36 protein-coding genes are annotated in these 24442 nt (G+C 48.5%); 14 read left to right on the top strand and 22 right to left on the bottom strand.

From position 1 onward, the window contains the following. The first annotated feature begins 1 nt into the window (after window position 1). The gene (locus X794_RS01960; RefSeq protein WP_011309040.1) at window positions 2-562 is read left to right on the top strand and encodes a GNAT family N-acetyltransferase; all 561 of its coding nucleotides are present in this window, start codon (window positions 2-4) and stop codon (window positions 560-562) included. On the opposite strand, the gene X794_RS01955 is transcribed toward X794_RS01960, so the two are convergent. Together X794_RS01955 and X794_RS01950 are read right to left on the bottom strand one after the other, a co-directional pair. Next, a complete protein-coding gene (locus X794_RS01955; RefSeq protein ID WP_011309039.1) occupies window positions 549-962 on the bottom strand; it encodes a MaoC family dehydratase in 414 nt (137 codons plus the stop codon). The two genes, X794_RS01960 and X794_RS01955, sit on opposite strands and share 14 nt — an antisense overlap. Continuing rightward, window positions 959-1381, bottom strand: coding sequence for an FAS1-like dehydratase domain-containing protein (locus X794_RS01950; RefSeq protein ID WP_011309038.1), 423 nt, complete (start codon window positions 1379-1381; stop codon window positions 959-961). Before X794_RS01950 ends, X794_RS01955 begins: the two co-directional genes overlap by 4 nt. A gap of 93 nt (window positions 1382-1474) precedes the next feature. On the opposite strand from X794_RS01950, the gene X794_RS01945 reads away from it, so the two are divergent. From X794_RS01945 to X794_RS01885, 13 genes are all read left to right on the top strand, one after another. Then, window positions 1475-2425 (top strand): daunorubicin resistance protein DrrA family ABC transporter ATP-binding protein, encoded by a 951-nt coding sequence (locus X794_RS01945; protein ID WP_011309037.1) that lies wholly within the window; start codon window positions 1475-1477, stop codon window positions 2423-2425. Further along, the gene (locus X794_RS01940; RefSeq protein ID WP_011928889.1) at window positions 2422-3519 is read left to right on the top strand and encodes an ABC transporter permease; all 1098 of its coding nucleotides are present in this window, start codon (window positions 2422-2424) and stop codon (window positions 3517-3519) included. Before X794_RS01945 ends, X794_RS01940 begins: the two co-directional genes overlap by 4 nt. A gap of 1 nt (window position 3520) precedes the next feature. Then, window positions 3521-4519: an S-methyl-5-thioribose-1-phosphate isomerase gene (gene mtnA / locus X794_RS01935; protein WP_011309035.1), complete on the top strand. Its 999-nt coding sequence runs from the start codon at window positions 3521-3523 to the stop codon at window positions 4517-4519. A 74-nt stretch (window positions 4520-4593) separates the two neighbouring features. Then, entirely contained in the window at window positions 4594-5478 is an 885-nt protein-coding gene (gene mtnP / locus X794_RS01930; protein ID WP_011309034.1) for an S-methyl-5'-thioadenosine phosphorylase, read from the top strand. Further along, complete coding sequence (locus tag X794_RS01925) at window positions 5471-6502, top strand: methionine synthase (protein ID WP_011309033.1); 1032 nt, start codon at window positions 5471-5473, stop codon at window positions 6500-6502. Before mtnP ends, X794_RS01925 begins: the two co-directional genes overlap by 8 nt. Next, window positions 6499-6699: a DUF6485 family protein gene (locus X794_RS01920; protein ID WP_011309032.1), complete on the top strand. Its 201-nt coding sequence runs from the start codon at window positions 6499-6501 to the stop codon at window positions 6697-6699. The genes X794_RS01925 and X794_RS01920 overlap by 4 nt, the downstream gene beginning before the upstream one ends. Next, on the top strand, window positions 6699-8261 hold the full coding sequence (locus tag X794_RS01915; RefSeq protein WP_011309031.1) for an AAA family ATPase: 1563 nt from the start codon (window positions 6699-6701) through the stop codon (window positions 8259-8261). The genes X794_RS01920 and X794_RS01915 overlap by 1 nt, the downstream gene beginning before the upstream one ends. Window positions 8262-8268: 7 nt before the next feature. Beyond that, the gene (ahcY, locus tag X794_RS01910; RefSeq protein ID WP_011309030.1) at window positions 8269-9525 is read left to right on the top strand and encodes an adenosylhomocysteinase; all 1257 of its coding nucleotides are present in this window, start codon (window positions 8269-8271) and stop codon (window positions 9523-9525) included. 9 nt (window positions 9526-9534) lie between these two features. After that, a complete protein-coding gene (gene metK / locus X794_RS01905; RefSeq protein ID WP_011309029.1) occupies window positions 9535-10755 on the top strand; it encodes a methionine adenosyltransferase in 1221 nt (406 codons plus the stop codon). 30 nt (window positions 10756-10785) lie between these two features. After that, the gene (locus X794_RS01900) at window positions 10786-10989 is read left to right on the top strand and encodes a hypothetical protein (RefSeq protein WP_011309028.1); all 204 of its coding nucleotides are present in this window, start codon (window positions 10786-10788) and stop codon (window positions 10987-10989) included. Continuing rightward, window positions 10985-12400 (top strand): phosphoglucomutase/phosphomannomutase family protein, encoded by a 1416-nt coding sequence (locus X794_RS01895; RefSeq protein WP_011309027.1) that lies wholly within the window; start codon window positions 10985-10987, stop codon window positions 12398-12400. The genes X794_RS01900 and X794_RS01895 overlap by 5 nt, the downstream gene beginning before the upstream one ends. 24 nt (window positions 12401-12424) lie before the next feature. Next, window positions 12425-13492: a bifunctional phosphoglucose/phosphomannose isomerase gene (locus tag X794_RS01890; protein WP_011309026.1), complete on the top strand. Its 1068-nt coding sequence runs from the start codon at window positions 12425-12427 to the stop codon at window positions 13490-13492. 396 nt (window positions 13493-13888) lie between these two features. Then, a complete protein-coding gene (locus X794_RS01885) occupies window positions 13889-14083 on the top strand; it encodes a DUF202 domain-containing protein (RefSeq protein WP_011309025.1) in 195 nt (64 codons plus the stop codon). Window positions 14084-14158: 75 nt separating this feature from the next. Here X794_RS01885 and rpsI read toward each other — a convergent pair whose 3' ends face one another. Genes rpsI through X794_RS07265 form a run of 20 tightly spaced genes read right to left on the bottom strand, consistent with a single transcriptional unit; the run spans window position 14159 to window position 24434 of the window. Beyond that, entirely contained in the window at window positions 14159-14557 is a 399-nt protein-coding gene (gene rpsI / locus X794_RS01880; RefSeq protein WP_011309024.1) for a 30S ribosomal protein S9, read from the bottom strand. Window positions 14558-14569: 12 nt separating this feature from the next. Then, window positions 14570-15001, bottom strand: a complete 432-nt coding sequence (rplM, locus tag X794_RS01875; RefSeq protein WP_011309023.1) for a 50S ribosomal protein L13 — start codon at window positions 14999-15001, stop codon at window positions 14570-14572. Between the two features lies 1 nt (window position 15002). Beyond that, on the bottom strand, window positions 15003-15743 hold the full coding sequence (gene truA, locus X794_RS01870; protein WP_011309022.1) for a tRNA pseudouridine(38-40) synthase TruA: 741 nt from the start codon (window positions 15741-15743) through the stop codon (window positions 15003-15005). Window positions 15744-15779: 36 nt separating this feature from the next. Beyond that, a complete protein-coding gene (gene rplQ, locus X794_RS01865; protein WP_011309021.1) occupies window positions 15780-16133 on the bottom strand; it encodes a 50S ribosomal protein L17 in 354 nt (117 codons plus the stop codon). A 30-nt stretch (window positions 16134-16163) separates the two neighbouring features. Next, window positions 16164-17156 carry a DNA-directed RNA polymerase subunit alpha gene (locus tag X794_RS01860; protein WP_011309020.1) on the bottom strand — a complete coding sequence of 331 codons (993 nt, stop codon included), beginning with the start codon at window positions 17154-17156 and terminating at the stop codon, window positions 16164-16166. A gap of 20 nt (window positions 17157-17176) precedes the next feature. Next, entirely contained in the window at window positions 17177-17800 is a 624-nt protein-coding gene (rpsD, locus tag X794_RS01855) for a 30S ribosomal protein S4 (protein ID WP_011309019.1), read from the bottom strand. Window positions 17801-17809: 9 nt separating this feature from the next. Further along, window positions 17810-18202, bottom strand: coding sequence for a 30S ribosomal protein S11 (gene rpsK / locus X794_RS01850; RefSeq protein ID WP_011309018.1), 393 nt, complete (start codon window positions 18200-18202; stop codon window positions 17810-17812). Window positions 18203-18227: 25 nt separating this feature from the next. Then, window positions 18228-18617 (bottom strand): 30S ribosomal protein S13, encoded by a 390-nt coding sequence (gene rpsM, locus X794_RS01845; protein WP_011309017.1) that lies wholly within the window; start codon window positions 18615-18617, stop codon window positions 18228-18230. Window positions 18618-18626: 9 nt separating this feature from the next. After that, window positions 18627-18740, bottom strand: coding sequence for a 50S ribosomal protein L36 (gene rpmJ / locus X794_RS07270; RefSeq protein ID WP_010936275.1), 114 nt, complete (start codon window positions 18738-18740; stop codon window positions 18627-18629). A gap of 28 nt (window positions 18741-18768) precedes the next feature. Beyond that, complete coding sequence (gene infA / locus X794_RS01840) at window positions 18769-18990, bottom strand: translation initiation factor IF-1 (protein ID WP_010936274.1); 222 nt, start codon at window positions 18988-18990, stop codon at window positions 18769-18771. Between the two features lie 9 nt (window positions 18991-18999). After that, entirely contained in the window at window positions 19000-19755 is a 756-nt protein-coding gene (gene map, locus X794_RS01835) for a type I methionyl aminopeptidase (RefSeq protein WP_011928875.1), read from the bottom strand. 7 nt (window positions 19756-19762) lie between these two features. Beyond that, entirely contained in the window at window positions 19763-20413 is a 651-nt protein-coding gene (locus X794_RS01830) for an adenylate kinase (protein WP_011309015.1), read from the bottom strand. A 9-nt stretch (window positions 20414-20422) separates the two neighbouring features. Next, a complete protein-coding gene (secY, locus tag X794_RS01825; RefSeq protein ID WP_228384457.1) occupies window positions 20423-21700 on the bottom strand; it encodes a preprotein translocase subunit SecY in 1278 nt (425 codons plus the stop codon). 19 nt (window positions 21701-21719) lie between these two features. Beyond that, entirely contained in the window at window positions 21720-22181 is a 462-nt protein-coding gene (gene rplO / locus X794_RS01820) for a 50S ribosomal protein L15 (protein WP_011309013.1), read from the bottom strand. Then, a complete protein-coding gene (gene rpmD / locus X794_RS01815; protein ID WP_011309012.1) occupies window positions 22181-22363 on the bottom strand; it encodes a 50S ribosomal protein L30 in 183 nt (60 codons plus the stop codon). Before rpmD ends, rplO begins: the two co-directional genes overlap by 1 nt. Beyond that, entirely contained in the window at window positions 22356-22874 is a 519-nt protein-coding gene (rpsE, locus tag X794_RS01810) for a 30S ribosomal protein S5 (RefSeq protein WP_011309011.1), read from the bottom strand. Before rpsE ends, rpmD begins: the two co-directional genes overlap by 8 nt. 16 nt (window positions 22875-22890) lie before the next feature. Then, entirely contained in the window at window positions 22891-23256 is a 366-nt protein-coding gene (gene rplR / locus X794_RS01805) for a 50S ribosomal protein L18 (RefSeq protein ID WP_010936267.1), read from the bottom strand. Then, on the bottom strand, window positions 23256-23804 hold the full coding sequence (gene rplF, locus X794_RS01800) for a 50S ribosomal protein L6 (protein ID WP_011309010.1): 549 nt from the start codon (window positions 23802-23804) through the stop codon (window positions 23256-23258). Before rplF ends, rplR begins: the two co-directional genes overlap by 1 nt. A 15-nt stretch (window positions 23805-23819) precedes the next feature. After that, window positions 23820-24215, bottom strand: a complete 396-nt coding sequence (gene rpsH / locus X794_RS01795; protein WP_011309009.1) for a 30S ribosomal protein S8 — start codon at window positions 24213-24215, stop codon at window positions 23820-23822. A gap of 33 nt (window positions 24216-24248) precedes the next feature. Then, complete coding sequence (locus X794_RS07265; RefSeq protein ID WP_010936264.1) at window positions 24249-24434, bottom strand: type Z 30S ribosomal protein S14; 186 nt, start codon at window positions 24432-24434, stop codon at window positions 24249-24251. Window positions 24435-24442: the final 8 nt, after the last annotated feature.

Raw genomic sequence — 24442 nt, 5'->3', positions numbered from 1 at the left:
TGTGATACACACTCAGGGAAAGCTGACCCGGCTGAGAGACAAGCGTCTGGAAGATGCTTCGCTTGATTATGCATGGCAAACTGACCCTGAGTTAAGCCATCTTGATGCGGCTGAACCCCTGACTATATCCTTCAGAACATTTCTGGGCGAATATATATTCGTACTGGAAAATTCCTTATCCCTGCGGGTGCAATTCGGCATTGAAACCCTTCGGGGGGAATACATCGGCTACTGTGCCTGCTACAATCTGGACATAGCCGCCAGTGAAGCCGAAGTGGGCATAATGATTGGGCAAAAGGAATACTGGGGCAAGGGTTATGGCAATGACGCTCTGGGGTTGATGATTGACTATGTGTTTGAAAAAACCAGCCTGAAAAGGCTTCACCTGAAGACTCTCCAGAGCAATATCCGCGCCCAGCAATCATTTAGAAAATGCGGTTTTAAGCCTTGTGGAGAAAAGGAATCGGGCCTGCACCGGTTTATGCTGATGGGACTTTCAAAGGCAGACTGGCTGAAACACAAATCACTTCAGGCTGAAGATTGCCCAGCTAATAAACTATAACAGCTGATGCCGTAACAGTTTTATCTCCCGCCGTATCTTCCGCCCAGAGCTTCAGGCCTAGGGTTTTACTTTCCGGGGTATCTGTCTTTGAAGATACTATGCCCTTAAGAACAAGACTTTCACCCAGTGGCATCATCTTTTTATAGCTGAGCGACAGTTTGGCAAGCCTGCCTGAGGGACGGGCAAAACCAGATGCCAATTTGCCAAGCATAGCCCCCGCCAACTGCCCCGGTACTACCACTCCCGGTAAGCCTTTTTTCAGAGCCAGATCTTTATCATAATGAATGGGATTATAGTCCCCTGAAGCCCCTGCCCAGACAACCAGATCACGGCTACTTAAAATAAGCGTTTGGCAGGCTATCTCCTGCCCTTCGGTTATATTTTCAAAAACACTGGTCATGCTGAATAAACTATAGCCAGCTGGCAAACTCTGGCCAGCAGCTCTCCCTGTTTATTTGTTACCTGCATTTCAAAATTAAGAAATGACGACAGTCCCATTTTACCCGGCCGTTCCCTCAAGCTTAAAAGGCTGGTCTCCACCGTTACCTCCTGTCCCACTTCAAGCGGTTTCAGGCTTTCCAGTTCACTTGAGCCGTGAAGGACGGTAATATCATCTGCCGAAATAACTTCCAGCATCTGCCCGAAACCCAAAGTAAGTGCCAGTACAGGCGGAGCCTCATTCTGCCAGTTCGCCCCGTCATCACCGGTAGCCCTGCAAAAACGGTCTACCAGACCCCGTTCAATAACCAAATTGAAAGGCGGCAATTTTAAACCGGGATTAACCCGTAAATCTTCCAGAGTATATTTGATATTCGGCATTTGGCCAAGCTTATAATACAGGCCTGCATTTTGTCAAAAAAACACCTGCCTTGTGCTATAATTAGGCCATTATTTGAGATGGGAGGCACATATATGGCCGCCACTTCAAAAGCACAGCCGGATATACCGGCTATTGAAACTCTGGATTTAAGCCGTTCCTACGGGCAGCTTCTGGCGGTGGACAAACTCAACCTGAACATCCGCAAGGGTGAACTGTTTGCCCTGCTGGGACCAAACGGAGCAGGCAAAAGCACCACCATCAATATGCTTTGCTGTTTGTTAAAACCCACCAGCGGAACAGCCCGGGTAATGGGTTTTGATATAAACACCCAAGGCTACCAAGTCAAATCTATTATCGGCAGTTCCCCACAGGAAACCGCCATTTCAGACCACCTGACCCCGGTAGAAAATCTGGGACTCTTCGGCAAACTGAACCATATAGACCCTGCAAAACTCAAGGAATGGATACCCCGCTTTCTGGAAATAATGGGGCTGGAAGACAGGGCTAAAAGTCAGGTACACACCTTTTCCGGAGGTATGAAGCGCCGCCTAAGCATAATGATGGCACTTATCCATAACCCGGATGTAGTCTTTCTGGACGAACCCACTTTGGGCTTGGATCCGCAGGTACGCCACGCCATGTGGGAATATATAGAATCCTTAAAAGGGAAGAAGACCATACTCCTTACCACCCACTACATGGAAGAAGCAGACCACCTGGCAGACCGTATAGGCATTATGGATCAAGGCAGGATAGTTGCTTTGGGCACACCGGTAGAACTGAAACAAAGCCTGATAAAAGAACCCACCATGAGGGTACAGGCATTTAATATCTCCCAAAGAATGGTGGCTGATTTGAAGAATTTCTACCCCAAAGTGGAGTTTTCAGGCGGCACTCTTTCCATTTCGGCAGAGCATCTGGAATTTAACGAGATAGTAAACCGCCTGCAAAATGCCGGGGCGACAATTCGCTCCGCCCAGATAAAAGACCCCAGCCTTGAAGATGTTTACCTGAAACTGACCGGAAAGGAGCTACGGGAATGAGATTCTGGGAGTTAGGTATCCGCGCCCTCAAGGAAACATATCGTGATCCCATGGCGCTGGGTTTTCTGCTGGGTTTCCCCCTTATGTTTATGCTTCTTTTCGGTTTTGCTTTCTCCGGTGGAGGCAGTGCCAGTTACCAGATTGGGGTAGTAGATAATGACCAGACCCCGCTTTCCAGTGCATTTGCAGATGAGGCCCTCTCCGAAGTACCCAGCTATGAAATTATTTATATAAACACCCCTGAAGAGGCTCTGACCCAGCTTAAACAGTCTGACATACGGGCATACATCATAATCCCGGCCGGGTTCGGACAGGAAGTAAGCAAGCTCTGGGCAGGAACAGGCGGTAACATATATCTTGATGTAACCTATGACGAAAGTGATATTCAGGCTGCAAGTGAAATACTCTCACAGCTAAACGTGGTTACCCGCGCCTTTGCTAAAATAGAAATACCCCTGAACGTAAATGCCCAGCCGGTAAATATTGAAAACAAGATAACCAACATAGATTTTATCTCACCCGGTATTATCGTATTCGGGCTGCTTATACTCATACCCACCTCTGCCAGAATAATAGTACGGGATAAAGAAAAAGGTTTTATGTCAAGGATGCTGACTACCCCCAGCCGCCCTGTGGATTTCATACTGGGATATTCGCTTAGCATGACCCTTATCTGTATAATCCAAATTATATTTTTCATGTTGCTGGGTTACCTGTTCGGCATGGATATAATGGGTAATATAGCTTTGGCTTTCCTGATATTCTTCCTGACAGGATTATCCAGCATAGGCATAGGCATGGTAATTGCCGGATTTTCCAAAAGCGAAAACCAGTCAGAATCTATCAGCTGGTTTTTCTCCATGCCTCTTGCCATAGTATCCGGCACCTGGTTTTCTATCCAGTTTATGCCTGATATACTCAAAGGACTGGGCTATGCCTTCCCTTACTCCCATGCCATTGAGGCGTCACGTCTGGTAATATTACGCGGGGCAGATTTTTCAGCCGTAAGCGGCGAAGTGGGTATACTGGCTATCTGGACAGTAGCTGTTTTCGCCCTGGGGACAATAATATTCGGAAGGACTATGCGCAGTTAATATGAAAGCAATTGAATGGCGGAATAACCGCCTGATAATACTTGACCAAACCCTGTTGCCGCTGGAAGAAAAATATCTTGAACTAAATGATTACCATGCCGTTGCCGAGGCTATCAAGACCCTGCGGATAAGGGGAGCACCGTCTATAGGTGTGGCGGCGGCTTATGGTATAGCTTTGGGGGCACTGAGTATAGAAACACGCTATTGCAGTGAGTTCCTGCCCCTTTACCAGCAGATATCAGCCGAGATTGCCTCCACCCGCCCCACCGCCAAAAACCTGTTCATGGCAGTGGAACGCATGGACCATGTGGTAGCTTCGGGTACAGACGTTTTACAGGTAAAAATATCTCTGGTAGACGAAGCGCTAAAAATCCACCGGGAGGAAGAAGAAGCCAGCCGCAAAATATCCACTTTCGGTGCAGACCTGATACAACCGGGCTGGACGGTACTTACCCACTGCAACGCAGGCCCGCTGGCCACAGCGGGTTACGGCACAGCTCTGGGGGTGATTATAGCCGCACATCAGCAGAACAAGGGTATATCTGCCTTCGCTACCGAAACCCGCCCCCTTCTGCAAGGGGCACGCCTGACAGCATTGGAACTGAAAGAAGCCGGCGTACCATTCAAGCTGATTACCGACAGCATGGCCGGGCACTTTATGAAAAAAGGGGTAATCAATGCGGTGGTAGTGGGAGCTGACCGCATTGCCCGAAACGGAGACACCGCCAACAAGATAGGCACTTACTCTCTGGCAGTGCTGGCACTGGCTCACGGCATACCCTTTTACGTAGCTGCACCCAGTTCCACCTTTGATAAATCCATTGAATCAGGCAATGATATAGTTATAGAAGAACGCAAACCTGAAGAGATAACCTACCTAAGGGGGCAACGCATAGCCCCGGAAAATATAGACGTAGCCAACCCCGCCTTTGACGTAACCCCTGCCAATCTTATAGCCGCCTTTATAACCGAAAACGGGATAATACGGCGGGGTGAGTAAAAAGGCAATAATTTTTGCCGAACCGCTTGGCAAAACTACCTGATAGAAGGCATAAAAACCTGAGGAGATCTAGTATGACACACTACGCTAAAATAGGGGTTATCGGGGGAACAGGGCTGTATGATATTGAGGGGCTGACCGATATTCGTGAACATACCCTGGATACTCCATTCGGCAAGCCCTCAGATATTATCGTTACCGGAAACTTAAACGGGGTTGGGGTGGCTTTCCTGCCCAGACACGGGCGGGGACACCGCATACTCCCGTCTGAAATCCCCTCCCGCGCCAATATATATGCCCTGAAAAGCTTGGGGGTGGAACACATTATAGCTGTAAACTCGGTTGGCAGTTTCAAAAAAGAGGTTAAGCCGGGACACCTTCTGATACCTGACCAGCTGATAGACCGCACCAGCCAGCGTACCAATACCTTCTTCGGCAAGGGTATTGTAGCCCACATAGCTTTCTCCCAGCCCTTTTGCCCCAATCTGCGTAAACTGCTGTTTGAGTGTGCCAAGGAGGCGGGTGCAAATGTGCATAACGGCGGCACTTATGTGGTTATGGAAGGGCCTGCCTTTTCTACTCAAGCTGAAAGCCGTCTCCACAAAAGCTGGGGGGCAGATGTTATCGGCATGACTGCTCTGCCTGAAGCTAAACTGGCAAGAGAGGCCGAAATCTGTTACGCTATTATCGCCTGTGCCACAGATTACGATGCATGGCACGAGGAAGAAGAAGCCGTAACGGTAGATAAAGTAATAGCCACCCTGCGCGGCAATATAAACCTTTCAAAAGAGATAATAAAACTGGCCATAGGGCGAATTTCTTCAACCAGAAACTGCGAATGCAGTACCGCCCTCTCCCATGCTATCATGACTTCCCCGGAGGCAGTGCCAAATACCCGTAAACACGAGTTAGCTTTAATAATTGATAAATACATGCCTGCAGTGAGTGAGAATGACTAAGACCGATTTTTATTTTCTGCCTACCATGATAGGTAGTATGCCCCATACAGACCCGAAGGCAGCGGTGGATATTATTACCCATTACCTTCGGGACATACCTGTCTGGCCGCAGTTGCCACGAAGAAGCTATCTGGAAGGCATGTCCGCCCAGTTCAGCCAGGGATTGCCGGGGGTAAATATCAATCAGGACAAGATGTGGATTGAACCAAATTCTGGTTTTGAGGGTGAACTTGAAAGCCTTTATCAGGCTTATCTGGATAATGATTTTAATAAATTCCCCATCGGGGTGGAATATGCCGCCGGTCTTTATGAACTGGCATCCCGCAGCAACCTCTCCCCCAAGCTGGTTAAAGGGCATATTACCGGACCGCTGACATACTGCATGTCTATCAAAGACCCTTCGGGCAAGGATATCCTGTATGACGAAGTGCTTTCGGACGCGGCAACCAAACTCCTTAAGCTGAAAGCGTCCTGGCAGGAACATTTCCTTAAAAAAATCTGCCGTAACACCATTATCTTTGTTGACGAACCTGCCATGAGCGCCTACGGGTCAGCTTACCTGCCTCTTTCCCGTGAACAGGTGACCGGCATGTTTGAAGAAGTCTTTTCAGGCATATCCGGCCTGAAAGGGGTGCACTGCTGCGGCAATACGGACTGGTCTATCCTGATGGATACCAGCGTGGATATTATAAACTTTGACACCTATTCCTATGCAGATTCGCTGGCTATATATACTGATGCACTCCAAGCTTTTATCAAAAGGGGCGGGGCGGTTGCTTGGGGGATTGTACCCACAGACGAAAAAGCCCTGAAGGAAGAAACTGCCGCCAGCCTGAAGGACCGTTTGGAAGCGGCCATGTCCCACTTTGACAGCAAAGGCCTGCCCTTTGCTGAGCTTGCCCGCCACTCACTTATCACCCCGGCCTGCGGTCTGGGTTTAAAGAGTCTGGATGCGGCTGAACGGGCTCCCGAACTGCTCGCTGAACTTTCCGCCCTGCTTAGAAGGAAACACGGAACAGTATGAACTGTGCAACCGAACTTAATAAAATAAACTGCAACTGTACCTATGAACCCTGTGAAAGGAAAGGCAAGTGTTGCCGTTGCATATCCTATCATCTGGCTATGGACGGGCTTCCGGCCTGTGCTTTTCCGGATAATGTTGAAAAAACATATGACCGTTCTTTTAAATGCTTCGCCCGAATGGTCAGCAAGGAAAGCTGATGTCTGATTTGCCTCTGTACGCTCAGGCTATGCTCAGGCCTGATTTTTACCCCGAACCTACTACCAAAGTAGAACTGGTGCAAACCCAGATGTCTTTTGTTTTCCTGACTGACCATTTTGCTTATAAAACCAAGAAAGCGGTTAATCTGGGCTATCTGGACTACTCTGAACTTTCCGGACGCAAAGCCCTGTCTGAAAAAGAACTGCTCTTAAACCGCCGTTTGTGTGACTACGCTTACCTTGAGGTTTTACCTATTATTAAAAATGAGGGGGGTTATTCGCTGGGTGGATGTGGGGAGGTGGTGGAATATACCCTGAAAATGCGAAGATTACCCGAAGGCCGCATGCTTGTAAATCTGCTGTCAACAGGCAGTGTCAGCAGCGGGATGCTGGAAAAACTGGCTGAGAAACTGGCCATTTTCCATCAAACCGCCAGCACCGATGCCGAAGTGCAAAAATACGGCAATCTTGAAGCTATAAAATACAATACCGAAGAAAATTTTGAACAAACCGGCAGTAAAGTGGGCATCACCGTAAGCCCCCAAGAATATGCCCGAATCAGTTCTTTTACCCGCAGCTTTATATCTAAAAACCAAACCATGTTCAATGAACGGGTAAACAGGGGCAAGATACGTGACTGCCACGGAGACCTGCATGCCGCCCATATCTGCTTCATGGACAATATCTGCATATATGACTGCATAGAGTTCAATGACCGTTTCCGCTATGGAGATGTAGCTTCCGAAGTAGCCTTTTTAGCCATGGATCTGGACCATTACGGCAGGGCTGACCTTTCACGCCAGTTTATAAACAGCTATATCAAAAAAAGCGGGGATAAAGACCTCTTTAAACTGCTGCGTTTTTATAAATGCTACCGGGCTTATATCCGGGGCAAGGTGGAAGGCTTCAAACTGGATGACCCGTACATATCCGAAGCTGAAAAGGATAAGTACGCCCAGAAATCCAAAAACTATTACCACCTGGCGGATTTCTACGCCAGATCCAAACCAACCCTCTTTATAACAATGGGGTTCTGCGGCTGCGGCAAGAGCACTCTGGCTCAGAGTCTGGCCAAAATATCAGGCTCGGTGGTAATTTCTTCGGATATTGTCCGCAAGGGTCTGGCAGGCATAGATTGCTACCAGCACCACTTCGAAGATACAGACCAAGGCATATATTCGCCGGAGATGACCCAAAATACCTATCAGGCTATGTATGCCCAGGCCGAAGATGCCCTGAAAGAGGGATATTCAGTCATACTTGATGCCACTTTCCTCAAGGAGCATCAGCGAAAGCAGGCTGAAGAATGTGCCCGACGGAACAATGCAGGGTTTGTGATACTGGAAGTAAAACTGACCCCTGAACTGGCTCAAAAAAGGCTTGAAAAGCGTCTAGACAAACCCAGCGTCTCTGACGGACGCTGGGAAGTATATTTGAAGCAAATTAAGGCCTTGGAACCTCTGGCTGTTCAACCAAATCATGTTATAATTGATAGTTCAAAATCAACAGATAAACAACTTTCTGACATACTGGAATTTTTTAAATCCAATCAAGGAGAATGAATTAGTAATGCCAAATTTTGATGTCAAGGATATGTCTCTGGCCGCTCTGGGTAAAAAACGGGTAGACTGGGCCGGACGAGAGATGAAGACACTATCCCTTATCAAGGAGCGCTTTGAAAAAGAAAAACCTTTCAAGGGCATACGCATAGCGGCCTGCCTGCATATCACTACTGAAACCGCAAACCTGGGGTTGGTACTGAAAGCAGGCGGTGCAGACCTGACCTTGTGTGCATCCAACCCTCTCTCCACTCAGGACGAGACCGCGGCCGCTCTGGTAGAACACGGCATAAATACCTTTGCCATCCACGGCGAAAATAACGAAAGCTACTACCGTCATATTGCCGCCGCCCTGGATGCCAAACCCCAGCTGACCGTAGATGACGGGGCAGACCTGGTGGCTACCTTGCACAGCCAGAGAACTGAACTTTTAAACGGTATACTTGGCGGTACGGAAGAAACTACTACAGGAGTTATCCGCCTGCGGGCACTGGCTGACAGCGGCAAACTCCGATACCCGATTATTGCGGTAAATGACGCCAAGACCAAGTACATGTTTGACAACCGCTACGGCACCGGCCAAAGTACACTGGACGGTATTACCCGGGCTACCAACTTTCTTTGGGCATCCAAAACTGTGGTAGTGGTGGGTTACGGCTGGTGCGGACATGGAGTTGCCATGCGGGCCAAAGGCATGGGTGCTCATATAATAGTTACTGAAGTTGACCCGGTGAAGGCTCTGGAAGCTGTTATGGACGGGTTCAGCGTAATGCCCATGGCAGAGGCTGCCAAACTGGGTGATATTTTTATAACCGTTACCGGAGACAAGCACGTTATAGACAAAGATCACTTCAAGGTGATGAAAGACGGTGCAACCTTGGCTAACAGCGGCCACTTCAACAGCGAAATAAATATCCCCGCTCTGGAATCACTTTCCTGCGGCAAGGATACTATCCGTCCCTCGGTTGAGGAATATAAAATGAAGGACGGGCGAAGGATTTACCTGCTGGGTGAAGGCCGTCTGATAAATCTGGCTGCTGCAGAAGGTCACCCGGCCGCCGTAATGGATATGAGCTTTGCCAATCAGGCTCTTTCACTGGAATATCTGGTAAAAAACCATACCAAGCTGGAAAAGAAAGTTTACGCCGTACCTGAAGAAATTGACCGGGCAGTAGCGGCAACCAAGCTCGCCTCTTTAAACATCAGTATAGATACCCTTAGCGCAGAACAAATAAAATATCTGTCTAGCTGGCAGGAAGGAACTTAAGGAGAAATGATGTCTCAGACCTTTGGGAATTCTTCAAAATATCTTTTCACTTCGGAATCAGTTACTGAAGGACATCCGGACAAGATTTGCGACCAGATTTCAGACGCAGTTCTGGACGCTATCATAGCCAAAGATCCCACTGCCCATGTTGCCTGTGAAACTGCCGTAACCAATGGTCTGGTAGTAGTCATGGGCGAAATCACCACCAGCTGCTATGTGGAAATACCTGAACTGGTCAGAGGGGTGATAAAAGATATCGGCTACATCAAGCCCGAATACGGATTTGATGACCGCACCTGCGGCGTACTTACTTCTATAAACCGCCAGTCTCCTGACATAGCTTTGGGGGTAAACAAATCTCAGGAGGCCAAGAGCGGACAGGTAGACGAACTTGACCTGACCGGTGCCGGTGACCAGGGCATGATGTTTGGTTATGCCTGCACCGAAACCCCGGAATATATGCCCCTGCCCATTTCTCTGGCCCACCGCCTGAGCAAGCGTTTGGCAGAAGTACGCAAAAATGGCACTCTGCCCTATCTGCGGCCTGACGGCAAAAGCCAAGTAACGGTGGAATATCATAACGGCAAAGCTAAAAGGATAAGTAGCGTAGTTATAGGTGCCCAGCATGATCCGGATATAACTACCGAAAAAATTCAGGCTGATATTATCCGTGAGGTTATTAAACCTATTATCCCTACCAATTTGCTAGACGAAAAAACCGAGTATTATGTAAATGCCACCGGCCGCTTCGTAGTGGGCGGTCCGGTTTCAGATACCGGTTTTACCGGACGCAAAATTCTGGTAGATACCTACGGCGGTTTTGCCCGCCATGGCGGCGGTGCTTTCTCCGGAAAAGACCCCACCAAGGTAGACCGTTCCGCCTGCTATATGGCCAGATACATTGCCAAAAATCTGGTAGCTGCCGGACTGGCAGATCGGCTGGAAATTCAGGTGGCCTATGTTATCGGTGTTGCCCACCCTTTGTCAGTTTCCATTGAAACCTTTAACACCGCCCGCATGAACCATGAGGATATCTTATCCATTATCCAGAAGCACTTTGACCTGCGGCCGGAAGCCATTATCCGTAACCTAGGGCTTCGCCGCCCTATCTACCGCCAAACTGCTGCTTACGGGCATCTGGGACGCCCGGAACTGGACCTGCCGTGGGAACGGCTGGATAAGGTAGATGCCATAAAGGCAACCATAGAATCTCTAAGCGTATCCAAATAAAAATATTACTACCGACAGGAAGGTGTGCTTGTGATTAAAACTTTATTGCTGGCCTTCTTTGGGGCAATTGTGGTTGAACTGGCTGTGATAATGCTGGCTACCGTAATGGGGCTGGCAGGACTTACTTTCGTCATTATTGTGCTCTTCCTGCCGGTAGTGCTTATTCTGGGGGCTATTATCTTTATGTTAAGCAAATTCTTCAAGGGGGACAGCCAAAATAACAAGCCAAATTAAGTTCGGTACTGATGGCTGGCGCGGCATTATTGCCAAAGACTTCACCTTTGAAAATGTCTCTGTCTGTGCCCAAGCTACTGCCGCTTACCTGAAAAATACCAGCCCCGATAACCTTTCTCTGGTAATCGGCTACGATACCCGCTTTGCCTCAGCGGATTTTGCCCGTTTGGTTGCCGAAGTAATGGCGGCCAGCGGCATAAAAACCTATTTTGGTTCATGCCCCACCCCTACACCGGTAATCAGCCATGGGGTGGTAAACCTGAAAGCCGCAGGTGCCGTAATAATTACCGCCAGCCACAACCCCGCCATCTGGAACGGATTTAAAGTAAAATCAGCGGACGGAGCAAGTGCCCCTACCTACATGATAACTGCCATTGAAACAGAAATAGCCAAACTGGGAGATAACCCTTCGGTATCCCGTCTGGATTTTGACACAGCTGTTTCCCGCGGACTTATTGAATGTATAGACCTTGCACCCGCCTATTTTGAGCAAATAAGCAAACTGGTAGATATTGAAAAACTGCGGGAAGCCGGTTTCAACATAGCCATAGACTCTATGTACGGCGCCGGCATAGGCTATTTCAAGCACCTGCTTGAGGGCGGCTGCAATCGTTTGAACGAAATAAACGCCGAACCCAACCCCAATTTTCCTGATGTGCTTCAGCCTGAACCGATTGCCCCAAACCTGAATAAGCTGATGAGGCTTGTCAAGGATATACGCTCAGATATAGGGCTGGCTACTGATGGTGATTCTGACCGTCTGGGTGTGGTAGACGAAATGGGCAATTTTCTTAACCAGCTTCAGGTTTTCTCCCTGCTGGCACTCTATATTCTGGAAGTAAAAGGACTGCGCGGGCCGCTGGTTAAAACCATTACCAACTCCAGCATGATAGACAAGCTGGGGAAGCTTTATAATGTACCGGTATTTGAAACCAAAGTGGGCTTCAAATATGTCTCCCCCGTAATGATAGAGCAAAATGCCCTTATCGGCGGAGAGGAAAGCGGCGGCTATGGCTTTGCCGGGCACGTGCCTGAACGTGACGCCATACTGGCAGGGGCGTATTTTCTGGATTTTATGATTACTACCGGCAAATCACCTGCCAAGATGCTTGAATATCTGTATTCCAAGGTAGGGCCTCATTATTACAACAGAGTTGACTATACCTTTGATGAAGCCCGCCGCGAAGAAATAATGAACCATCTGGCAAACCAAAAACCGGAGAGTCTGGCTGAAACCAAAGTGAGTTCCACGGACAGGCTGGATGGATTCCGCTACAAGCTGGAAGACGGCAGCTGGCTTCTTATCCGCTTTTCGGGTACCGAACCGCTCCTGCGGATATATGCCGAAAGCCCCAGTCAGGATAAAACCGCCTCTTTGCTTGAAAACGGCCGCAAACTTTCCGGTATCTAAAATATTGTCTTGGGGATATACCTGATGGATATTATCAATCTTGATGACCTGAATATGTATGAAAAACTTGACCCTCACCACATGCTGGATGAGCTTAAACGCATGCCCCTGCTCTGTAAACAGTCATGGGAAACAGCAGAAGCCTTAAGCCTGCCTGAAGATTACCGCACTATCAAACAGGTGGTAATACTGGGCATGGGTACTTCAGGGGTGGGTGCCCAGCTGGCAGAACGGATAGTGCGGGATGAGTGCAAAATCCCCATCTACCTGCATCAAGATTATTTGCTACCGGCATATGTATCTGCAGATACACTGGTTATTGCTTCCAGCAGTTCCGGCTCAACCGAAGAGGTGGTCTCCTGCTTTAATCAAGCCCTCAACCGCCATGCCAAACTTTTGGTTTTAACCACTGGTGGACAGCTGAAAGAAATGGCTACTGCTCATAATATACCCGGACTGATTTACGACTATACTTACCGCCCCAGCACTGCCATTGCCTATGGAGTGCTACCTATTTTAAGCATTCTCCACCAGCTGGGCTTTATACCCAACAAATCTGCCGAAGTAAGTGAAAGCCTGATAGTGCTGTCCCAGATTGCGGAAAGGCTGTCAGAAAAACACCAGACTACCAACAATTCCGCTAAACAGCTGGCTGGCAAACTGGAAGGACGGGCGGTTATGGCATTTGGCTCCGGAGTAACATTCCCGGCAGCCCGCCGTTTTAAAACCCAGTTGAACGAAAATGCTAAATGCTTTTCCTTTGCCGAAGAAATACCTGAGATGAACCATAACTCGGTGGTGGGCTACGAACTGCCCCGGAGTTCTGGCCGTTACTGGGCGGCAGTGATGTTTAAAACCACCTATCTGTCTAAACGCATCCACCAGCGCATGCGGATTACCACTGATATGCTTCATCTGGCCAAAATACCCGTTTTCAGCATTGACGGTTACGGCTTTAGTCCCCTCTGCCAAACACTCAGCCTGATACTTCAGGGAGACTTCGTAAGCCTGTATCTGGCTTTCCTGACCGGGGTAGACCCTTACCCGATAGACGCGGTTGACTACTTCAAACGGAAATTAGCCGAAAGCTAAATTCTTTTACAGCAGATAGTGCCAAGACAGCAGCCAGAGGGTTGCTCAAAGGGCACAGGATGGTTTTACGGGCATCATGAAGACTTTATATAACCCTTTCCTCTCATGCCCCATATGGGTGCTCAGCGGGAATCCTGCCGCACCATTTGAGCTTCTCTGCAAGTATTTTGGGGAAGACACTATGATTAACTTGCTATTGGCATAATCTTAATAGACAAAAAGATAATAACAAGTGTCACCAGAATGAGATTAAATACTGGAGATTATCCGACAGTGTTTCACTGCAGGGGTTTCCAATCACCTGATAAATCTGCCAACCATCTTGTTCTCTTCCTCACATCCCAAATCAAGGTACTCATATGTTATAATATTTAAATTAATTTTCCGGAGTTATTCATGAAAACCAGTCTTTTTTACCTCGGTCTGGGGATAGTTATGATAGGCATAGGTATCTTTACCTACTTGCAGCCAACCGATATTGACAGCCTATCTTTTTCCCAAACAGTCCTCGGTATACTTTGTATGGCTATTGGCCTGCTCACAGCTATTATCGGAGTGGTGCGCTATTTCAGAGACGAACGCGGGAACTAAATAACCTGTTTTCAACCAATAAAAAGACCGGAACTTTGAGGTTCCGGTCTTTGTTTTATGTATATATAGACAGTCTTAACGTTTAGTGTACTGAGGAGCCTTGCGGGCACGTTTCAGACCGGGCTTCTTGCGTTCTTTAGTCCGATCATCCCGGGTAAGAAGGCCATTGCTCTTAAGGGCAGCACGCAGTTTCTCATCGGTCTTTTCAAGGGCGCGGGCAATGCCATGGGCAATAGCCCCGCTCTGACCGGTGACGCCGCCTCCGAGAACCTTTATAACAGCGTTAAACTTGCCCATGGTATCGGTAACCATCATGGGGTTTAGAATAACATTGCGTTCCTGAATGCGGGTAAAACGTTCTTCGATGGGCTTGCCATCAATCACTATAACGCCGTTGCCGCTCATCAGTTTTACAGTGGCAACTGCGGTCTTACGCCGACCAACACCAATAAAATAAGTATTCTTCTCTACCATTACTATCTCCCGTTAAGACTCCTTGCTTACTACGCCGGTCTGAGAGGCATGGGGGTGTTCCGCACCTTCATAGACCTTTAATTTAGCCAAAATCTGGGCACCCAAGGTATTGCGGGGAATCATGCCCTTTACAGCATGTTCAATCACAAACAAAGGCTTGGTTTTCAGAAGGTCACCCAGTTTTTCCTGGCGGAAACCGCCGGGGAAGCCGGAATGGCGATAATACATCTTCTGGTCCAGCTTGTTGCCGGTAACCGTTATCTTCTTTGCATTTACGATAACCACGTAGTCACCGCAATCCAGATTGCGGCAGAACATGGGTTTGTGCTTGCCCATGAGGTATTTGGCCGCTTCAGCAGCTACCTCACCCAGCACACGGCCGGAGGCATCTATTACGTGCCAATCCCGTTTTATGTCATTAGCTTTAACTGTGTAAGTGTTCATCTTAACTCCCAAAAGGTTCTCTATAGTTTACCCGAACGAGGCTCAGTCCACAAGCCGGCGCTGCCGGCCCCGCCAGTCCGGGGGTTTTAGCCTCAAATAATGCCCCAAACTCGCCCATGCTAATAGTCCCGCGTCCCAGTTCCACTAGTACTCCAATAGTATTTCTCACCTGGTGGGTAAGAAAGGAATTGGCCTCAATCCGTAATATCAGCCTGTCCTCTACAATATCTAACCGTGTCCAATTAACCCGGCGGACAGTTTTCTTTATCTCCGGCCCCAGACTGGAGGCAAAAGCGATAAAGTCATGCTCCCCTTCAAGCATCTTAAAAGCCTGTTCCATAAGCTTTATATCCAGCTTGTAAGGCACCTGCCAGGCCTGAAGTCTGGCAAGCGGTGAGCGAGTTTTGCTATTTAATATATGGTAAGAGTACTCACGGCTGATAGCCCTGCGTCTCACATCAAAGTTTTCGGCTACAAAGTGGACTTCTTTTACGGCTATGTCCGGCGGCAGGTAATAATTTAACCCGCCTTTAATTTTTTCCAACCCCAGTGAAGATTCCGTCAGGTAACTGACTACCTGGTAAGCCGCGTGTACCCCGGCATCTGTCCTTCCGGAACCACTCACTCTGGTCTGTTCACTTGTTAATTTCCGGATAGCTGTTTCCAGCTCTCCCTGTATAGTAGCACCTTTGTCCTGAATCTGAAAACCCGAATATCTGGTGCCCTCATATTCTATTACCATCAATACCCTGGGTGAGATAATACCCCTCCCAAAAAGCTACTTGATAAGTTCCAGTTTAACCATCTCGGCACCATCACCCTGACGGGGACCAAGCTTGGTCATGCGAGTATAACCACCCGGACGCTCAGCATATCGCTTTGACAGGTCTTCAAAAACCTTCTCAACAATACCGGGCATATACACGAAAGCCAAAGCACGGCGGCGGGAAGCCAGAGTACCCTTTTTACCCAGAGTAATCATCTTTTCAGCCATGCTCCGTATTTCCTTTGCCCGTGGCTCGGAGATAGTAATCTCCTCATAATTTAAAAGATCCGTTACCAGATTGCGGTAAAGCGACATTCTCTGGCCAGTGGGTCTATCAAATCTTCTACCTGATACTTTGTGTCTCATATTTCCTCACCTTATGTGCAAGTACAAGTTTTAGTCTTCGTCTATGCCCTTGTTTTTCTTCTTATTGTTTTCAGCTTCTTCAAACAACTCATCTTCAGGGTTCAGGGACAAACCAATGGTCTTTAGTCTGTCCTCAAGCTCCGTCAGAGACTTAAGGCCAAAGTTGCGCAAAGTAAGCAGTTCCTTGGTTCCCCTGTTTATGACCTCGCCTACGGTAGTTATGCCGGCATGACGCAGGCAATTTACTGCCCTGACAGACAGATCCAACTGTTCAATAGGCATGTTATATTTTTCTTCCGGTATAGTGTATTTAACCGGCTCGCTGGCTTCTATTTCAGCCACTACCTTGCTGTGGCTAACCAGAGACGCAAACTGTTTCACCAGAATATCAGCTGAGCGGCTGACTGCGGTGGCAGGTTCTACTGTACCGTCAGTCCATACCTCAAGCACCAAACGTTCAAGACTGGTTTCACGGCCTACATGCATAGGCTCGGTGGTAAAGTTCACCTTGCGAATGGGGGTGAAGATGGCATCGACCGGAATAGTGCCTATAGGCGTATTCTCGGCGCTTTCCGGAGGACGATAGCCCCGGCCAAGCTCTACTTCAAGTTCCACATTCAAAACAGCATCATCTGAATCAAGGGTAAGCAGATATAGCTCAGGATTTACTACCTCAAAATCATTTGAGGGTTCAATATCTGCTGCCGTAACCACCTTGGAGCCGGAAGCTCTCAGGTACAAAATACCCTCAAGTCCTGAAAGGCTCTCAACCCTTATATTTTTAAGGTTCAACAAAAAATCAAGTGTATCTTCTTTGGCCTTGGGCAGAGCACAAAACTCATGCTGGATACCATCTATCCGGACACGGGTAATAGCAACCCCGTCCAGATAGCTAAGAAGTATACGGCGAAGTGAATTACCCATAGTAGTCCCGAAACCTTTTTCCAAAGGCTCTACCACAAAGCGTCCGTACTTGCCGTCGCTCTCGGTGCAACTAATTGTGGGTATAGCTAGATCAGACACGAAATACCTCCTTATACTAGTTACCTGGAGTAGTACTCAACTACGGTCTGAGCATCGAATCTAGCGTCTATATCACCGGCATTAGGCAGACTAATGACCTTGCCGGAAAGGGTTTTTCGATCCAAGCTTAACCAACCAGGAATTGCCTTGGCTTCAATATTTTCGGCTAAAGTTTTGAAATATGCAGTAGCCTTGCTGGTTTCACGTACAGTTATTTCCTGACCTTCTTTAATCAGATAGGAAGGAATATCGGTTTTCTGGCCGTTTACCAATATATGTCCGTGCATAACAATCTGTCTGGCCTGGGCACGTGATGTGCCAAAACCCAAGCGGAACAAAACATTATCCAGACGGCGTTCCAAAAGAATCATCATATTATCACCGGTAACACCGGGCTGAGCATTAGCCAAGCCGAAGAAACGGCGGAACTGACGCTCCGTCATACCATAGCTCCAGCGTATGCTCTGTTTCTGCCGAAGCTGCTGACCGCGGTCAGACAGACGGCGGGGTCTGCCCAGCTGAGGGCCGGGGGGCTTGGGGCGTTTTTCAAAAACACATTTGGTAACGCACTTGTCGCCCTTTAAGAACAACTTATCGCCGCTACGGCGGCACATCCTGCAAACTGCACCTGTTTCTCTAGACATATTCTACCTCTATACCCTCCTTCTCTTGGGAGGACGGCAACCATTATGAGGAATGGGTGTGACGTCCCTTATTGCGGTCACATTTATACCTGAAGCCTGAAGAGAACGGATAGCAGCTTCACGGCCGCTGCCCGGTCCCTTTACCAGTACCTCTACCTGACGCAGACCGCTTTCAGCAGCCTTGCGGGCAGCGGTCTGAGCGGCCATCTGGGCGGCATAGGGAGTACCCTTGCGCGAGCCCTTGAAACCGGCAGTACCACAGCTGGCCCAGGCAATAACGTTGCCCTGCAGGTCAGTCAGAGTTACGATAGTATTATTAAAGGTAGCCTGTACATAGGCCTTACCTACAGGTATTACTTTCTTCTCTTTTTTCTTGGCACCGGCACGCTTTTTAACTGCCATTATATCCTCCTACGCTACTTAGCGTTTATTTCTTAGTTGCGCCACGTTTTTGTCCACGCCCTGCCACAGTCTTGCGCGGGCCACGACGAGTACGGGCATTAGTTTTGGTGCGCTGGCCACGTACCGGCAAATTGTGCTTATGGCGAATACCACGGTAACAGCCAATATCAATAAGCCGCTTGATATTGAGGGTAATTTCCTTGCGAAGATCCCCTTCTACCCGATACTCTTTATCTATAATTTCCCTAAGGCGGTTGATTTCCTCATCGGTCAGTTTATTAACCCGAATCGTTTTATCCACACCCGCCTGAACAAGTACTTTCTCACTGCGAGCAGGGCCGATACCGAATATATACTGCAACGAGAAATAAACCTGTTTGTTATCGGGTATATCTGTACCCGCTATGCGAACCATAATGCCTCCTTAACCCTGCCTCTGTTTATGTTTGGGGTTGGTGCAAATATTTCTAACCACCCCGTTACGTTTCACTATTTTGCACTTTTCGCACATTGTCTTTACCGAAGCTCTAACCTTCATTTACTGTTCTCCTGTATCCTTCCCAAACCTATGACTTGAATCGGTATGTAACCCGGCCGCGGGTCAAGTCATAGGGAGATAACTCCACCAGTACTCTGTCTCCGGGCAAAATCCTTATGTAATGTACCCGCATTTTACCCGAAATATGGGCCAAGACTTCATGCCCGTTTGAAAGCTGAACGCGAAAAGCAGCACTGGGCAAAGCCTCCAGTACTGTCGCTTCAACTTCTATTGCATCTTTCTTAGGCATAAATCCCCGCTATTCTTCAATCAGGGTGAGTATTTCCGGCTCACCATCGGTAATGGCAACTGTATGCTCAAAATGAGCCGACAAACTACCATCCGCAGTATACACTGTCCAGCAATCTGGGGCTACTTTTGTCTTTTCAGTGCCAATGTTTAACATTGGTTCTATGGCCAATGTCATACCCTTTTTTAATTCCGGGCCTTTACCCCGGCGGCCAAAGTTCGGTATCTGGGGGTCTTCGTGCATATTCCGACCTATACCATGTCCGGTATATTCCCTGACTACCCCATACCCTCTGCTTTGAGCATATTCCTCCACTGCCGCACCTATATCGCCGAGATGCCCGCCTGCCCTGGCTTGAACAATCCCGACCGTCAACGCGGCCTGAGTAGCAGATATTAACCGTTGGGCGGCAGGTGATATTTCACCCACCCCTACTGTTACGGCCATATCCGCCTGGAATCCTTCTAATATGTTGCCTATATCCAGCGATATTATGTCGCCTTCTTTTAATACCCGTCCCCCGGGTATGCCGTGAACAATTTCTTCGTTAACAGACGCACAAAGACTGGCCGGGAAGCCTTGGTAACCTTTGAACGAAGGAGTAGTCCCCCTGCGTAACAGTTCCCTTTCAGCTATCTCGTCCAGCTCCCGGGTAGTTATTCCCGGTCTGACATTCTTCTTAACTTCTTCTAAAGCAACCGCCAGTATATGACCAGCCCGCCGCATTATAGCAATTTCTTTTTCGGTTTTCAGTATTATGGCCATAAACCGGTTACTTACCGCACTTTATAGCTGATATAATACGTTTGGTAACCTCTGATATTTCAGCCATACCATCTATCTCACTGAGCTTACCCTTTGAGCGGTAGTATTCAATAAGAGGCGCTGTTTTGCTAAAGTACACTTTGAGCCTTTCCTTTACAGTTTCCGGTGTATCATCAGGACGCTGATATAACCCACCCTGACAGCGGCTACATTTTCCCTTGGTTACCTCCGCACAGCCACTCTGATAAGGTGACTGACAACTTCGGCAAACCCAGCGGCCGCTCAAGCGCCGGACAAGCTCATCTCCCGGCACATTTATATATATTACCCTGCCAATCCCTTGTCCCTGCTGTACCAGCGCTTCATCCAGCGCTTCGGCTTGTCGCAGACTTCGGGGAAATCCATCCAGGATAATTCCGGTAACATCTGTTAAACCTGCAAGGTGCTTCAAGACCACACTAATGGTAATCTCATCCGGCACCAGTTCGCCCCGTTCCATATAGGACTTAACGGTATCACCCAACTCATCACCGCACTCTATAGCTTTGCGAAACAAATCACCTGTAGCCATATGCGCCAGCTTGAGTTCTTTGGCAACTACTTCACCTTGCGTGCCTTTGCCCGAACCCGGGGCTCCAAGGAAAATAACATTATACACTATTCTTGACTACTTAATAAAGCCCTCGTAACGCCGCATTACAAGCTGCGCTTCGAGCTGCTTCATAGTATCCAGGGCTACACCAACCACAATCAGCATACCAAAACTGGACAGCTGAATAACCTGTATACCGGTGACTTCACGGGCAAGAAAGGGCATAATAGCCACAAAGCCAAGGAACAGCGCACCAGCCCAAGTAATCCGACCGATAACACCGCTCAGGTATTGGTCGGTCATTTTGCCGGGACGAATGCCGGGCACAAAACCGCCTTGCCTCTGGAGAGTACCGGGTATATCCTGCTGTTCAAAAGTCACCATGGTGTAGAAAAAGGCGAAGATTATAGTCATAAAGAAGTAAAGACTCCAGTATACCAACCCTCCTGGCATGGAGGCACTAGAGCTGAATATAGTGTAAACACTATTCCAAAAATTCGGTTCGGCAGTTGACCCTGCCATGAAATAACTGGCCACCAAACCCGGTAGCATTACCAAAGCAGAGGCAAAAATGAGGGGGATCATACCGGCAGAGTTAACCCGCAAGGGTATGTGGCTCTCGCCGCCACGCCTATACATTTTGCCGCTGCGGATAACAGTCTGGGCATACTGAACAGGGATTCTGCGGTGTGCTTCAGTAAAGATAACTATCAAAACTGTAGTCAAAAGAGCCATAAAGGCATATACAGCCAAACCCGCAAACTGGTCAGAAGCCATCAAACCCCGCCCAATCATATCCGGCAGACCGGCTACGATACCGGCGAAGATAATCAGTGAAATACCATTACCTATGCCATAGCTGGTAATCTGTTCGCCCAGCCAGACCATAAACATGGTACCGGCCACAATTGAGAGAACAATGGCAATTGCCGCTAAAGGCTCAGTTTGAGCCACCGCTCCTTCCCTCTGGAGAAGAAGCAACTGGCTGTAACCGGCCAAAGCAGCCGTCGGTACTGCCAACCAGTGGGTTATGGTGTTAATCTTGTTACGCCCGGCATCACCCTCTTTGGAAAGTGCGGAAAGTTTTGGGATAACCGGCGTAAGCAAAGTCATAATAATGGAAGCGGTGATGTAAGGGTAGACACCCAAAGCCGCCACACTGAAATAGCGCATGGCACCGCCGGAAAACAGATCCAGCATACCCAGCGCTCCATTCTGGTCAAACAATTCCTGAAGCGCAACTGAATCAACGCCAGGAAGCGGCACATGTGCAATGAAACGTGCCGCAATCAATATCCCTAAAGTAATCAGCAACCGACGCCTTAGATCAGGCAAGCTGAAAGCGTCAATCATCGCCTGCAAGAGGCGTGGTCTACTCGATTTCTGCCGCATAGTCTATTTCCTGTACCTTACCGCCAGCAGCTTCAATTTGAGCCTTGGCTGCCTGCGAAAATTTATGGGCGCTTACTTCCAGAGCCCGGTCAATATGTCCGGAGGAAAGTATTTTTACCGGTTTTACAAAGTTCCTTATTAAGCCTGCCGCCAGCAGGGTCTCAGGAGTGACCTCAGTGCCAGCTTCAAACATATTTAGCTGTTCAATATTTACCACAGCGTACTTAATCCGAAAGGGATTAAAGAACCCGCGTTTCCGGGGAAGACGCAAATATATGGGTAACTGGCCACCTTCAAAACCGGGCCGGGTAGCACCACCGGAGCGGGCTTTTTGACCCTTCATGCCGCGTCCCGAATAGTTACCCCGTCCAGCATCGCCGCGGCCTACCCGCTTGCGGTCTTTTCTTGAACCGGGGGCTGGAGAAAGTTCATGCAGTCTCACTAGGTCACCTCTTCCAGAACAACAAGATGCCTCACCTTTAGTATCATGCCACGTATGGCAGAAGAGTCATCCTGTATAACACTCTGATTTAATTTTTTGAAACCAAGAGCCTTGATAGTGGCCGCTTGGTCAAACTTATACCCGATAGTACTTTTTACCCAAGTAATCTTAATCTTAGCCACCAGTAGCCTCCTCTTTCAACGAAGAGCGCCGCTTGGTAACAGTAGCTTTGGGATCCCGCATAGCAGTCAAACCGCCTAAAGTAGCCTTGGCAACGTTAGCCTTGTTGCTGCAACCCATAGACTTGGTCAAAACATCCTTGATACCAGTGGATTCCAATACTGCCCGCACACTGCCGCCGGCTATAATGCCGGTACCGGGAGCAGCCGGTTTCAGTAAAACCTGGGCGGCGCCATACTTGAAAACGATTTCATGAGGAACAGTAGTCCCATTTAAAAGTATACGGGAAAGATTGCGCTTGGCATTGGCACTGGCTTTGGAAATAGCTGAAGGAACTTCCTTAGCCTTGCCTACGCCAATACCTACGTGATTTTTGCCGTCTCCGGTTACTACCAGAGCTGCAAAACCCATGCGCTTACCGCCTTTAACCACCTTGGTTACGCGGTTAATAAATATAAGCTTGTCATTCAATTCAAGCTCAGAAGGATCGATTCTTTCTACCTTAGCTAACACGTCTTTTCCGTCCTCCTTAGAATTTCAGGCCACCAGAGCGGGCAGCCTCAGCCAAAGCCTTGACCCGGCCATGATATTTGTAACCGCCGCGGTCAAAAACTACTTCCGAGATGCCTGCTTCAAGAGACCGTTTCGCAATCAAGTTGCCTATAACAACTGCCTGTTCGGTTTTAGTCTTACCGTCCAGCTCAGCCTTCAGCTCGGCATCCTTGGTGGAGGCCTGAACAAGGGTTGAACCACAGTTATCATTAATTACCTGAGTATAAATGTTTTCGATACTCCGGAAAACGCATAATCTGGGGCGGGCTTCTGTACCGCTGACCTTCTTGCGTAACCGTTCGTGCCGAACTATTCGCGCTTCTCTGGCATTTACTTTAGCCATTACTTAGCACCCTTTCCTATAGCCTTGCCGGGTTTGATGCGTACATATTCGCCGGCATATCTGATACCCTTGCCCATATAATGATCGGGTTTTCTGATAGACCTGATTTCAGCAGCCATCTGGCCTACATCTTCTTTATTTATACCGGATACCTTGACCTTGGTGGTACCGTCTACACTCAAAGTGATGCCCGCCGGAGGAGCTACTGTAACAGAGTGTGAAAAGCCTACCTTAAAGACAACCTTGTCGCCGTCTTTATCAGCACGCATACCCACGCCCACGATTTCCAGGTTCTTGTCAAAACCGTCTTTGACACCCACAATCATATTATCCAAAAGGGTCCGGCTAAGGCCAAAGAAAGACCTGGTGGCCTTGTCTGTACCCACCGGGGCTACTACCAAATAATCACCCTCCCGGTTAATGGTTACTTCAGGCCTGAAGCTTCTGCTAAGTGTCCCCTTGGGGCCTTTAACAGTTACATCATTCCCGTTTATATCCACCTTTATGCCAGGTGGAACTTTTATCGGCATTTTACCTATTCTAGACATATCAAAACCTCTAGTTTACCAGACTTTGCAAAGCAGCTCGCCACCGAGCCCCTGGCGCCAGGCCTGTGAACCAGTCATAACACCCTTTGAGGTGGAGACAATGGCAACACCCAAACCGCCGTAAACACGGGGGATTTCGCCCCGCTGTACGTAAACCCGAAGACCGGGCTTGCTGATTCTTTCCAGCCCGCTGACGAAGGAAGCACCACCTTCGTCATAGCGAAGAACTATTTTCAGCTGACGTTTGGGCTTGGCGCCAATCACTTCATAACCGGCAATAAAGCCTTCTTGTTTCATGACCTTGGCAAGGTACTGTTTCATCCGGGAAGCCGGCATGATTACTACCTCGTGTCTGGCCATTACGCCATTTCGTATTCTTGTTAACATATCTGCAATCGGATCAGAGATCATCGTAAACCCCCGTTATTAAACCTCAATTATACCCTACCAACTGGACTTTCGGACACCAGGTATCTGTCCCTGTAACGCCAGCTCGCGGAAACAGATGCGGCATAAACCAAACCTGTTAATATAGCCCCTGGGACGACCACACCGGCTACAACGGTTATGGTGCTGCACCTTGAACTTGGATGCGCGCTGGGATTGAACAATTTTAGATGTTTTAGCCATAGTCTCCT

It is taken from the genome of Dehalococcoides mccartyi CG5 (assembly GCF_000830885.1).
Taxonomy (GTDB): domain Bacteria; phylum Chloroflexota; class Dehalococcoidia; order Dehalococcoidales; family Dehalococcoidaceae; genus Dehalococcoides; species Dehalococcoides mccartyi_B.
Note: the sequence above shows the minus strand (reverse complement) of the source record. Positions and strands in the feature narration are given on the sequence as shown.